At 72.0% G+C, this 11,926-nt stretch carries 10 protein-coding genes; 5 read left to right on the top strand and 5 right to left on the bottom strand.

From position 1 onward, the window contains the following. The first annotated feature begins 857 nt into the window (after positions 1–857). The 4 genes from J7I97_RS37315 to J7I97_RS37330 are packed head-to-tail and all read left to right on the top strand — an operon-like array spanning position 858 to position 4,638. Positions 858–1,460, top strand: a complete 603-nt coding sequence (locus J7I97_RS37315; RefSeq protein ID WP_214944589.1) for a hypothetical protein — start codon at positions 858–860, stop codon at positions 1,458–1,460. A gap of 20 nt (positions 1,461–1,480) precedes the next feature. Next, positions 1,481–2,023 (top strand): toxin-antitoxin system, toxin component, encoded by a 543-nt coding sequence (locus J7I97_RS37320; protein ID WP_214944606.1) that lies wholly within the window; start codon positions 1,481–1,483, stop codon positions 2,021–2,023. A gap of 1 nt (position 2,024) precedes the next feature. Continuing rightward, entirely contained in the window at positions 2,025–3,221 is a 1,197-nt protein-coding gene (locus J7I97_RS37325; protein ID WP_214944591.1) for an MAB_1171c family putative transporter, read from the top strand. 4 nt (positions 3,222–3,225) lie between these two features. Further along, positions 3,226–4,638 (top strand): FAD-dependent monooxygenase, encoded by a 1,413-nt coding sequence (locus J7I97_RS37330; RefSeq protein ID WP_214944593.1) that lies wholly within the window; start codon positions 3,226–3,228, stop codon positions 4,636–4,638. A gap of 228 nt (positions 4,639–4,866) precedes the next feature. Here J7I97_RS37330 and J7I97_RS37335 read toward each other — a convergent pair whose 3' ends face one another. The 5 genes from J7I97_RS37335 to J7I97_RS37355 all read right to left on the bottom strand — a co-directional run bounded on the left by J7I97_RS37335 (position 4,867) and on the right by J7I97_RS37355 (position 10,017). Further along, the gene (locus J7I97_RS37335; RefSeq protein ID WP_374103765.1) at positions 4,867–5,094 is read right to left on the bottom strand and encodes a DUF397 domain-containing protein; all 228 of its coding nucleotides are present in this window, start codon (positions 5,092–5,094) and stop codon (positions 4,867–4,869) included. 167 nt (positions 5,095–5,261) lie between these two features. Next, complete coding sequence (locus J7I97_RS37340; RefSeq protein ID WP_214944597.1) at positions 5,262–6,437, bottom strand: thiolase domain-containing protein; 1,176 nt, start codon at positions 6,435–6,437, stop codon at positions 5,262–5,264. Beyond that, positions 6,434–7,507: a thiolase domain-containing protein gene (locus J7I97_RS37345; protein WP_214944599.1), complete on the bottom strand. Its 1,074-nt coding sequence runs from the start codon at positions 7,505–7,507 to the stop codon at positions 6,434–6,436. Before J7I97_RS37345 ends, J7I97_RS37340 begins: the two co-directional genes overlap by 4 nt. After that, a complete protein-coding gene (locus J7I97_RS37350) occupies positions 7,507–8,472 on the bottom strand; it encodes a Zn-ribbon domain-containing OB-fold protein (protein WP_214944601.1) in 966 nt (321 codons plus the stop codon). Before J7I97_RS37350 ends, J7I97_RS37345 begins: the two co-directional genes overlap by 1 nt. 744 nt (positions 8,473–9,216) lie before the next feature. Continuing rightward, positions 9,217–10,017 (bottom strand): crotonase/enoyl-CoA hydratase family protein, encoded by an 801-nt coding sequence (locus J7I97_RS37355; RefSeq protein ID WP_214944603.1) that lies wholly within the window; start codon positions 10,015–10,017, stop codon positions 9,217–9,219. A gap of 210 nt (positions 10,018–10,227) precedes the next feature. Between J7I97_RS37355 and J7I97_RS37360 the strand changes: the two genes are divergently transcribed. Next, positions 10,228–11,859, top strand: coding sequence for an acyl-CoA synthetase (locus J7I97_RS37360; protein ID WP_214944608.1), 1,632 nt, complete (start codon positions 10,228–10,230; stop codon positions 11,857–11,859). The last annotated feature ends 67 nt before the right edge of the window (positions 11,860–11,926 follow it).

The following is an 11,926-nucleotide window of genomic DNA, read 5'->3' on the forward strand; positions in this document are numbered from 1 at the left end:
GCCCCACCCTCCGCGGAGCCACCGCCCCATCCCCCGCCGACCCCTCGCGCGGCCACCGCCCCAGTACTCCGCCGGCCACCCGCCGGGCACAGCCCCCGACGCCTCCCCCCCCCCGGCCAGGGGGCCACCCACCCCCTCGCGTAACCACCGCCCTGTGCCCCGCCGCCCTCGCCCGAGCACCGCCCCTATGTCCCGCCCCCTTCGCGCGAGCACCGTCCCTGTGTCCCACTGGCTACTCGCCGGGCCGCAGTCCCCGACGCCTCCCGCGCCCCGGCCCCCGCCAACCATTTCGCGTGACCACCGCCCCGCCTGTCCCGTGCGCCCCGCCGGATCCCGCCAGGGCCACATCCCGGCACTGCGCAGGGGCCCGCCGGGCCACACACCCGGGCCCTACCCAGGACCCCGCCGGGTTCCCCCGCCGGACCCCCCAACCTCGGCTCCATACCTCGGCTCCCCACCCCGGCCTCCCACCGGCCGCCGCCCGGTCCTCGCACCCGGCGCCCCGCGGCGGTCGCCTCCGAGGATCCGCCCGGAGTCCAACCTGGACCGCCGACCGGAGCACCGCCCGGGGCTCGCACCGGCTGCCGCCGAACCACGGGCCGGCCCCGGGGGCGGCCGCGCCGGTCGCCCGCGCCGCGCGCGGCCCGGCCCGGGCCACGCGGGACAGAGCGGCACGGGACCAGCCGCGGGACGGGACCGGCCGCGTACGGGCGAGGGTCGCCGCCCCCGGCCGTAGGGGATCGCTCTCGATTCGACAACGATGCTGGCTCAATCTGGATCTTGCATTTTCAACCGCTTAGGCTTGCCGCAGGCGGGCAAGCCGGCTGATTGCCCTCAGACACAGGAAGTGCAGGCAGATGATTGAGTCTGTTCCTTCCCTCGCCGTGACGCTCGCTCAGATACGGGCGCTCGCCAAGGAGAGACAACTCGATGTGGACGAGATGCTCGACGTGGAGGATCTCGCCGCCGGGACAGGGGTTCCCTCCGAAGTGACGGCCGCCCTGCTCCGAGGCGAGGAGCTCGAAGAGCCCACCCGCCAGGAGGCCGACGAACTCGCCCGCCGACGCGCCGAGTTCCTCTGTACGACCTCCCTCGACGCCAGCGGCCGGCCCTATCCGATCGCCGACATCGCCGCGGCGATCGACGTCACCCCGTGGTGGGTCGCCGAGCTCGTCGCCGGCGGGACACCTCCCGGTATGGAGCGGCACGGCCCCCGCATCGCGGCCTTCTTCGGCCAGGAGAGCACCTTCCTGACGGACACTCCGTCCCAGGCCGTGAGCAGGGCCCTCCAGCCGGTGGTCCGGTCCCTCGACAACACCTCGGGCGACCTGATGGCGAACCTCGTCCGCCAGTACGGGCTGGTCTCCATGTCCACCCGGGGCAAGACCCTCACCCACACGCAGGAGACGCTGCTGCTCGGCATGATCACCGGAATGCTGTCCTCTGAGGGGGCGGTGTGAACCTCTCCCGCGCCCGCTCCATGCGCAAGCTGTGCACCGCGCTGACCTCGTCGCTCGACCTCGAGAAGCCCGTCGACCCGCACAAGCTCTTCCGTGCCCTGTGCGACGCGATGAGCGCGACGCGCGGCGGCCGCCCCATCGTGCTGCGCTTCGAGCGCTTCCCCACCCAGCTCACCACCTCGGGGCTACTGCTGAACATGGAGGACTACGACATCGTCGTAGTGGAGAAGTTCACCACCGCCGACCACCAACTCGTCATCCTCGGGCACGAGCTGTGGCACATGCAGGCCGGCCATTGCAGCGCGCACGGGCTCGGCGCGGCCGCGGCGGCCCGGTCCTTGCAGGGGCAGGGCGGCGGCGGCCCCGACCTGAGTTACGCCGCCGTCGCAGCGCGTTCCCACTACGAGGACGCCGAGGAGATCGAGGCCGAGACGTTCGGGCTCCTCCTCGGGGACAGGTGCAGAGCCTGGCTCCCCGCCGGCGACACCCCCGGCACGGTCCGGGGCAATGACGTCGCCGGGCGCATCGGCAACACCCTCGGCTACCGCGGACCGATCGGCTGACGTGAACTCGGACAAGTTCTACATCCCGTACTTCATACCGGCGGCGATCCTCACCCTGGCCTTCGTGATCCGGCTTCCGGTGATGATGAGGTTCTGGCGCAACGATCCCAACGTGCGCAACGTCGGAGGCCTGCTCCTCCTCGGCTCGTCGGTGTTCTACTTCGGCCGGCCCGAGACCATCGCGGCGATGAACCACGCCACGGGCATCGTCAACTTCGCGGCGCCGGTGGTCTACACGGTACTCACCCTGTTCTGTGCCGCCTGCCTGGTGATGATCATCCACTGGCGCGGTGGCGACCCGAAGCGTGTCCGCCGGACCACATGGACGATCGGCGTGATCTACTCCGCGGTCGTCGCCGGCCTCTGGATCACCTTCGCGCTCGCCGACGTGCCGGTCGAACGGCTGCGGGACCTCGACACGTACTACGCCAACACGCCCTGGATGCGCGAGCACATCCTGCTCTACCTGCTGGCCCACACGGTCGCCTGCGCGATCACCTCCGTGGTCACCTGGACCTGGCTGCGCCAGGTGTCGGGATGGCTGCGCGCCGGGCTGGTGCTCCTGGTCATCGGATTCATCCTGAACCTCGGCTACGACACCGTGAAACTCATCGCGGTGGTCACCCGTTGGACCGGCAACAACCTGGACTGGCTGAGTACGTACGTCGCCCCGCCCCTGGCGTCCATCTGCGCGCTCTTCGTCGCCGTCGGCTTCATCCTGCCGCACGCCGGGGAAGCCGTTCAGGGGATCTGGGCGGACTACTGGCAGTTCCGGTGCCTGAGCCCGTTCGTGAACGAACTGGCCGCCCTCGACACCGGTACCCTCCGGCTGCCCCGGCGGTCCCCGGTGAGCCGACGCCTCATCCAGCGCAGGACTCAGATCAGCGACGGACTGCTCCGGCTCCAGCCGTACATGGACCCCGACGTGCGCCGCCGCGCCCTCGCCGAGGCCACCGCGCGGCACGAGAGCCCCGCCCAGGCCGCCGCCACCGCCGACGCGGTCGCGGTGATCGCCGCCGTTCACTGCCTGCGCCACGGAATCGAACACCCCGTGGAAGAGGTGGCCGGGGCCCCGGCCGTCGCGGCGGGAAGTCCGCATTCCCCGGACCTCGTCGCCGTTTCCAAGGCCCTGCGCCGGTCCTCGTACGTTGCCTCCTTCCGCGCCCGGTACGGGCGGCCGACCACCCAGAGAGCGTGACTTCATGAGCGGTTCCACGTCCTCGCCCGGGCCGAGAACGGCGGTGGTCATCGGAGGCAGCCTCGCCGGCATGCTCACGGCCGCCGCGCTCTCCGCGTTCGCCGACGTCGTCGTCGTCGAGCGTGACGCACTGCCCGACGGGCCCGAGTCGCGCAAAGGGCTTCCCCAGGCCCACCACGCGCATCTCCTGTGGTCCGGCGGGGCGCGGGCGATCGACACCCTCCTGCCCGGCACCGTCGGCCGGCTCCTGGACGGCGGCGCCCACCGGATCGCGCTGCCGACCAACATGGTCGGCTACTCTCCCGAAGGCTGGTTCCGGCGCTGGTCGGAGCAGTCGCACTACGTCGTCCTCGCCAGCCGTGACCTCCTCGACTGGCACATCCGCCGGTCCGCTTCGGCACTGCCACGTGTCACCGTCACCGACCGGACCGAGGTCCTGAACCTGGAGGGCGACGCCCGGCGCGTCACCGGAGTCCGCGTGCGCGGCGCCGACGGCCGGGAGCGCGTCCTGGCCGCGGACCTGCTGGTCGACGCTTCCGGCCGGGCTTCCCGTACCCCCGCGTGGCTCGGAGAACTCGGCGTACCGGCGGCCGCGGTGCGGACGGTGGACCCCGGCCTCGTATACGCCAGCCGGACCTTCCGCGCCCCGAAGGGCCTCGGGACCGCGTTCCCCGTCATCGTGAACGTCCAGGCCAACCCCCGCGAGACGGGTCCCGGCCAGTCCGCGACCCTGGTCCCGATCGAAGGCGACCGCTGGCTCGTCACCCTGTCCGGAACGCGCGGCGGCGAACCCACCAAGGATCCGGCCGTGTTCGAGGCCTTCGCGCGGGCCGTCCGACACCCGATCGTCGGCGAGCTGATCGCCCAGACGCAGCCGCTGACCGACGTCGTGGTCACCCGTACCACCGTCAACCGCCGGCACGCGTACGAGAAGGCCGCGCTCCCCGGGCGTTTCGTCGTGCTCGGGGACGCCACCGCCGCCTACAACCCGGTGTACGGCCACGGCATGTCGGTGGCCGCGCAGAGCGCCCTCGCCCTGCGCGACACCGTCGCCCGGCTCGGCTGGTACGCCCCGCACCTCGGCGCCCGCGCCCAGAAGGCCGTAGCCGGGCCGGTCGCCGCCGCTTGGGCCCTGTCCACCGGAAACGACGTCTTCTACCCCGGCGCGGCGGAGAACGGCCCCACCCTCGCCGAGAGGCTCAGCGCCGCCTACGTACGCCGGCTGCTCCTCACGAGCACCGGCAACGGACGGGTCGCCCGCGCCGTCACCGACGTGATGACCCTGGAGCGGCCCGCCGCCCGGCTGTTCACCCCGCCGGTCCTGCTGGCCGCCGCCCTGGGACCGCGCCGCGAGCAGCTGAGCAGGCCGCCCCTGCGAACCGCCGAACGCGCGGCCATCTCCTCGATCAGGCCGTAGGGGCGGCGGGGACCGGCCCGGCGGGGTCTCGCAGGCCGCGGGTGTACGCCTCCAGTGCGTCCGTGAGTCCGGGGAGGTCCGTGCCCAGCTTGCGGCAGACGGAAGACAGTACGCGGCACACCAGGCAATTTGCCTGATCAGGCTGACGCGGCCGGCCCTGCGCGCGGTGCCACCGGGGCGGTGCCACCGGGGCGGCGGCTCCGCGCCCGGTGGTGCACCGCTCCCGCGTCACGTCAGGTCGAACTCCCCGCCCCGCGCGTTCAGGACGAACTTGCGCCACTCGTCCGGCGCGAAGATCAGCGAAGGGCTCTCGGGGCGCTCGCTGTTGCGCATCGCGATGAACCCCTCGACGAAGGCGATCTGGACGTCCCCCGCCCCTCGGCTGCTCGACTGCCAGTCCGCCCCGCTGAGATCGAGGTCCGGCTTGCCCCAGCCAGCCAGAGGCTGCGAAGTCATGCTCTCGGCCACGTGCGTGCTCCTCCCGGTACGTCGTCCGGGGGCCAGGGTAACCATCGCGGCGGGTGCCGCACAGGCCACGGTGCGTCACACGTGACCTGTCCGGCACCCTTCCGGCTGCCCGTCCGGCACCGTTCCGGCTGCTCCACCGAAGCGCTCAATTGTGTTCAGGAGCTGGGCGCTTCCGCCCCCACCAGCCACATCGAGAAGAATTGCGCACCGCCCCCGTACGCATGCCCCAGGGCCCGGCGGGCGTCCGGAACCTGATGTTCACCGGCCTGGCCGCGAACCTGGAGGGCCGCCTCGGCGAAGCGGATCATGCCGGAGGCGCCGATCGGGTTGGTGGACAGCACACCGCCGGACGGGTTGACGGGGAGGTCGCCGTCGAGTTCGGTGACGCCGGCCTCGGTGAGTTTCCAGCCCTCGCCCTCGTCGGCGAAGCCCAGGTTCTCCAGCCACATCGGCTCGTACCAGGAGAACGGCACATACATCTCCACCGCGTCGATCTCCCGGCGCGGATCGGTGATCCCCGCCTGCCGGTAGACGTCGGCCGCGCAGTCCTTGCCCGCCTGCGGGGAGACGAAGTCCTTGCCCGCGAAGAGGGTCGGCTCGCTGCGCATAGCACCGCCGTGCACCCACGCGGGCGGCTTCGGCGAACGGGCCGCGCCCGCCCGGTCGGTGAGGATCATCGCGCAGGCGCCGTCCGAGGAGGGGCAGGTCTCCGAGTACCGGATCGGGTCCCACAGCATCGGCGAGGCCTGGACCTTCTCCAGGGTGATGCCGTGCTCGTGGAGGTGGGCGTACGGGTTCTTCAGCGCGTTGCGGCGGTCCTTGTACGCGACGAGCGAGCCCACCGTGTCGGGCGCGCCGGTGCGCCGCATGTACGCGCGCACGTGCGGCGCGAAGAACCCGCCGGCCCCCGCCAGCAGAGGCTGCTGGAACGGCACGGGCAGCGAGAGCCCCCACATGGCGTTGGATTCGGACTGCTTCTCGAAGGCGAGCGTCAGCACCGTGCGGTGGACGCGCGCCGCCACCAGGCTGGAGGCGACCAGTGCCGTGGAGCCGCCGACCGAGCCCGCCGTGTGCACGCGCAGCATGGGCTTGCCGACCGCGCCGAGGGCGTCCGCCAGATACAGCTCCGGCATCATCACGCCCTCGAAGAAGTCGGGGGCCTTGCCGATGACGACCGCGTCGATGTCCGCCCAGGTCAGTTCGGCGTCGGCGAGGGCGCGCGCCGCCGCTTCGCGGACGAGTCCGGCGATGGAGACGTCGTGGCGGGCGGCCACGTGCTTGGTCTGGCCGATGCCGACCACGGCCACCGGCTCCTTGCCCGTCGTACTCATACGGAATCCCCTTCCAGGACGGCGACGAGGTTCTGCTGGAGGCAGGGGCCGGAGGTGGCGTGCGCGACGGCCCGGTCGGACTCGCCGCGGTGGATCCGGGCGGCCGCCTCGCCGATCCGGATCAGGCCCGCGGCCATGACCGGGTTGGCGGCGAGCGCCCCGCCGGACGGGTTGACGGCCACGGACTCGTCGATCCCGAGCGCCTTGCGCAGGACGACCTCCTGGGAGGAGAACGGCGCGTGCAGTTCGGCCGTGTCCACCGGGCCGCCGAAGACTCCGGCGTGCTCGGCGGCGATCCGGGTGGACGGCGAGTCGGTGAGGTCGCGCAGGCCGAGGCTGTGCGCTTCGATGCGGTGGTCGATACCGGTGATCCAGGCGGGCCGCGCGCACAGCCGCCGGGCCGCGTCCCCGGCGGCCAGGATCACCGCGGCCGCGCCGTCGCCGACGGGCGGGCAGTCGCCCGTACGGAGGGGCCGGACCTGGTACTCGCCCTGCGGGACGGCGTCGCCGCTGAGCTGGGCGTGCGGGTTGGCCTCCGCGGCGGCCCTGCTACGGGCGCCGATGGCGGCCAGGGCCGGCTCGTCGGTCTCGCCCGCGTCGATCAGCGCCTGGGCCTGGAGGGCGGCGAGGGCCACGGAGTCGGGCCAGAGCGGGGCGAGGTAGTAGGGGTCGAGCTGCCGGGTGAGCACGTCCCGTACCGACCCCGGCGAGGATTTCCCGTACGCGTAGACGAGCGCGGTATCGGCCTCGCCGGTCTGGATCTTGACCCAGGCCTCGTAGAGGGCCCAGGCGCCGTCCATCTCGACGTGCGATTCGGAGATCGGGGGCCAGGCGCCGACCCCGTCGAGGGTCATGGTGAAGGAGAAGGCCCTGCCTGCCAGGTAGTCGCTGGAGCCGGAGCAGGTGAAGCCGATCTCGCCCGCCTTGAGCCCGGTCTGGGCCAGCACCTGATGCAGGACGGGCATGACCATCTCGACTTCGCTCAACTCGTCGGTGCGGCGCAGATGGTCACTTTGCGCGAAGGCGACGACGGCGACCTCACGTGCGTGCCTGCTGCTCGTCCTGGCCATCAGATGAGCTCCTTGTACGCGTCGTAGTCCGCGTCCGGTTCGCCGGTGGGGCGGTAGTGGTCGGGGTAGCGGCCGCCTTCGGTCCACACCGGTTCGACGCGCAGGCCCATGCGGACCTGGTCGTACGGGATCCCGCCGATCCGGCCGTGGAGGGCGAGGCCGGCGCCGTCGAGGGCGATGTGGGCGTAGACGTAGGGGACTTCGATGTCCAGGTTGCGGGCCTTGATGTTGACGATGCAGTACGTGGTGACGGTGCCGGCCGGACCGACCTCGACCTGATCGGTGGTGGCGACCCCGCAGGTGGGGCAGGCGCCGCGCGGGGGCACGTACACCTTGTGGCAGGAGGGGCAGCGCTCGCCGATGGTCTTCTGCTGGGCGAGGCCGTTGATGTACGCGGTCTGGGCGCGGCCGGGGCTGTACGTGTAGTCCAGCCGGGCCTCGGCGACGATGCCGGTGACGGCGTCGGCGAAGGCCCCGTCGTGCGGGGCGGCATGGCGTTCGGAAGCCTCGCCCTCGTAAGCCTCGAAGCAGGCGATGTCGGTGATCGCCCCGGACCGCGACTCGGCCCACCGCACCCGGACCCGCATCCCGGTGCGCACGGCGTCTGGCCCGGGCACGTCGAGGGCGTGCAGGATGGCGGTGTCGGCGCCGTCGAGGCGTACGAGGACCCAGGCGAAGGGGGTTCCGAGGGGCTGGTTGGGGCGCGGGGCGCCGTTCCAGGCCCAGGTGGTGACGGTACCGGTGGGGGCGACCTCGACGAGCTCGCGGATCTCCTCGGCGGTGACGGGGTCGTACTCGACGGGCGGCACCATCACCTTGCCGTCGGCGGTCTTGACACCGAGTACGACGCCTTCCCGCAGGCCGGTCAGAAACGCGCTCTGCACGGGGCCGAGCGACCGGGTGAAGGGAAATTCGACGACGAGGGGCGCGCGCAGCACCTCTGGTGGGGACGCTGCTGCTGTCATGGGTGACTCTCCGATTCTCCGGGGGCGGGGTGGTCGGTCTCATACGTGGCGTACGTGCGTACTCCTGCGGGGCGGCCCGGCCGACTCCTCCCGACCCGACCCGGGCGGGCCGGGGGGGCCGGTAGGCCGGGCGGCCGGGTGGGCCGTCGGCCCGGTGGCCGGGTGTCCCGGGGCCCGGGTGGGCCCGTCGGCCCGGTGGCCGGGTGGGCCCGGTGGCCCGGTGGCCGGGTGGCCGGGTGGCCGGGTGGGCCGGTCGGTGCGGTGGCCGGTGGCCAGGTGCCCCCGTCGGCCCGCCGGGCCGGTGGCCCCGGGTGGACGGGTGGCCGAATGGCCAGGTGGCCCGTCGGCCCGGTGGCCAAGTCGGCACCGGGGGCCCAGTCGGCGGCCTGAGCCAGCCGGGTCAGCCAATAACGGCCCGAACCAACTGAATTGGCCCAGCCAGCCCCTGTCGAATCAGTCGGCCGAGGCCAGTCGTCCAGACCGACCGGTCCAGCCAGGGCCCCGCCGCCCCGGGACGCTCTGGCCGGCGGAGGACAGTCGGCCCCGTCCGTCCGGACCAACCAGGACGGGCAAGGCCCGCCCGACCTGGCCGAGTTAACCGATCGGCCACTCGCCACTCGGCACTCGCCACTCCTAGGGCTAGCGACCAGGTTCGGATGACCGGAGACGGGCGTCCAACCGGCCAAGGTCGGCCTACCGGTTCAGGCCGCCCCGGTTGGGGCGGGGTCGGCGCGCGGCCGGTGCCTACGCCCGGCGGTATACCGCACGGCGTTTCTCCGCGAAGGCGCGGGCGCCCTCCTTGGCGTCGGCCGTGTCGAAGATCGGCCAGCCCCGGGCCAGTTCGGCGGCCAGCCCATCGGTTTCCGTCAGCTCGGCGGTCTCGTACACCGACGCCTTGACCGCCTCCACCGCCAACGGTCCACACGCGTTGATCAGTTCCGCGATCTCCAGCGCTCTGTCCAGCGCCGTGCCGTCCGGCACCACCTGCCCGACGAGCCCGATCCGCGCGGCCTCCCCCGCCGAGTACGGGCGCCCCGTCAGCAGCATCTCCAGCGCGTGCGTGCGCGGGATCTGCCTCGGCAGCCGTACCGTCGAGCCGCCGATCGGGAAGAGCCCGCGCTTGACTTCGAACAGCCCGAAGGTGGCCCCCTCCCCCGCGACCCGGATGTCCGTGCCCTGGAGGATCTCAGTCCCGCCGGCCACGCAGTACCCCTCCACCGCCGCGATGACCGGCTTCCGCGGCCGGTGGTGGCGCAGCATCGCCTTCCAGTGCAGGTCGGGGTCGGCCTTGAGCCGGTCGCGGTACTGATCGCCCGCCATGCCCTTCCCGGCCAGCGCCTTGAGGTCCATGCCCGCGCAGAAGTCGCCGCCCGCGCCCGTCAGGACCACCGACCGGATCGCGTCGTCCGCATCCGCCTCCAGCCAGCCGTCGTACAGGCCCACCAACAGCGGCAGCGACAGCGCGTTCTTCGCCTCCGGCCTGTTCATGGTGAGTACCAGCGTGGCGCCGTGGCGTTCCACGGTCAGGTGTTCTGTCCCACCCATTGCCGTCCTCCCTCTCAAGACCTAGAACAGGTTGCAGGAGGGGCGAGTGCAGTTCAATAGTTTTCTGACACTCAGTCAGATTTCTTCGGCCGCGCCCTTCCCCATTGGGCTGAGCGGGGCTCTAATGACCGCCGAGCGGAACAGTCATGGGGCAACGGCCAGCCAGCCGGCGCCAGACAGCCGGAGGAACTTCCAGGGTCAGGAGGAATGGTGGAGTACAACCTTGCCGACCTGTTCGAGTCGGTCGTGGACGTGGTCCCGGACCGCGAGGCCCTCGTGTACGTGGACCACCCCGGGACCGGCGCCGAGCGGCGCCTGACGTACGCGGAGCTGGACGTTGCGGCGAACCGCATCGCCCACCACCTGCTGGACAGCGGGCTGAAGGCCGGCGACCACCTGGGCCTGCACCTCTACAACGGGATCGAGTACCTCCAGACCGTTCTGGCCTGCCTGAAGGCCCGCCTCGTGCCGGTGAACGTCAACTACCGCTACGTGGAGGAGGAGCTGGTCTACCTCTACAACGACGCCGACCTCGCCGCGCTCGTCTTCGAGGGCGAGTTCACCGAGCGGGTGGCGGCCGCGTTGCCGCAGACCACCCGGCTCCGGCACCTGATCCGGGTCGGGGCCACGCCCGAGGGCGCGCCTGAGCCCTCGATCCCCCCGGTCGCGTACGCGGACGCGGAGGCGGCCGGTTCACCGAAACGCGGCTTCGCGCCCCGTTCCCCCGACGACCTGTTCATCATCTACACCGGCGGTACCACCGGCATGCCCAAGGGCGTCATGTGGCGGGCCGAGGACCTCTTCTTCGCCGGGCTCTTCGGTGGCGACCCGTCCGGCGAGCCGGTGAAGCGGCCCGAGGAACTGGCCGAGCGGGTCGCGGCGCGCGGCGCCGGACTCACCTTCTTCCCCGCGCCCCCGCTGATGCACGGCACGTCCACCCTCACCTCCTTCATCGCCTTCAACTACGGGCAGCGGGTGGTCATCCACCGCAAGTACGCGCCCGAGGAGGTGCTCCGTACGATTGAGAAGGAGAAGGTGTCCAGCGTGTCGCTGGTGGGCGACGCGATGCTCAGGCCGCTCATCGACGCCCTGAACGGCCCGCTGAAGGGCACCGACCTGTCCTCGCTGTTCAGCGTCTCCTCATCCGGGGCGATCATGTCCGAGACGGTGCGCGCCGAGTTCCAGAGGCTCGTGCCGAATGTGCTGCTCCTGAACAACTTCGGCTCGTCCGAATCCGGCTCCAACGGCCGCGCCACGGACGACTCCGGCCCGGAGAAGGGATTCCGCCTCCAGGTCAACGACCGTACGCAGGTGGTGGATCCGGTGACCCACGAGCCGGTGCCGGTGGGCCGGCCGGGGCGGCTCGCACAGCGCGGCCACGTCCCGCTGGGCTACTACAACGACCCGGCCAAGACCGCCGAGACCTTCTTCCAGAAGGGCACGGAGCGGTGGGTGCTGCTCGGCGACATGGCGACCGTGGACGAGGAGGGCATCGTCACCGTCCTCGGGCGCGGCTCCCAGTGCATCAACACGGGCGGCGAGAAGGTCTACCCGGAGGAGGTCGAGCAGGCGCTGAAGTCCCACCCGGACGTGTACGACGCCCTGGTCGCCGGGGTCCCGGACGCCACCTGGGGCAACCACGTCGCCGCGGTGGTGCAGATCCGCGAGGGCTCCCCGGAACCCACCCTGGACGAGATCCAGAACCACTGCCGCAGCAAGCTGGCGGGCTACAAGATCCCCCGCCAACTGGTGATCACTCCGGCCATCCAGCGCTCCCCGAGCGGCAAGGCGGACTACCGCTGGGCGAAGTCGGTGGCGACGGAGGCGGACAGCAGCGCCTGACACCGGGAGCGTATTACGTTCCCGGCCTGGGAGTACGGCCGCAAGGCTAACGACCTTGGGGGCAATG

The sequence above is a fragment of the Streptomyces sp. ISL-87 genome (assembly GCF_018614095.1).
Taxonomy (GTDB): Bacteria; Actinomycetota; Actinomycetes; order Streptomycetales; family Streptomycetaceae; genus Streptomyces.

What these genes read in the sequence shown, in the direction of transcription:
- J7I97_RS37330 (WP_214944593.1), top strand. Translation starts at nt 3,226, where the DNA reads ATGAGCGGTTCCACGTCCTCGCCCGGGCCGAGAACGGCGGTGGTCATC.
- J7I97_RS37315 (WP_214944589.1), top strand. Translation starts at nt 858, where the DNA reads ATGATTGAGTCTGTTCCTTCCCTCGCCGTGACGCTCGCTCAGATACGG.
- J7I97_RS37350 (WP_214944601.1), bottom strand. Translation starts at nt 8,472, where the DNA reads ATGACAGCAGCAGCGTCCCCACCAGAGGTGCTGCGCGCGCCCCTCGTC.
- J7I97_RS37320 (WP_214944606.1), top strand. Translation starts at nt 1,481, where the DNA reads ATGCGCAAGCTGTGCACCGCGCTGACCTCGTCGCTCGACCTCGAGAAG.
- J7I97_RS37345 (WP_214944599.1), bottom strand. Translation starts at nt 7,507, where the DNA reads ATGGCCAGGACGAGCAGCAGGCACGCACGTGAGGTCGCCGTCGTCGCC.
- J7I97_RS37340 (WP_214944597.1), bottom strand. Translation starts at nt 6,437, where the DNA reads ATGAGTACGACGGGCAAGGAGCCGGTGGCCGTGGTCGGCATCGGCCAG.
- J7I97_RS37335 (WP_374103765.1), bottom strand. Translation starts at nt 5,094, where the DNA reads ATGACTTCGCAGCCTCTGGCTGGCTGGGGCAAGCCGGACCTCGATCTC.
- J7I97_RS37355 (WP_214944603.1), bottom strand. Translation starts at nt 10,017, where the DNA reads ATGGGTGGGACAGAACACCTGACCGTGGAACGCCACGGCGCCACGCTG.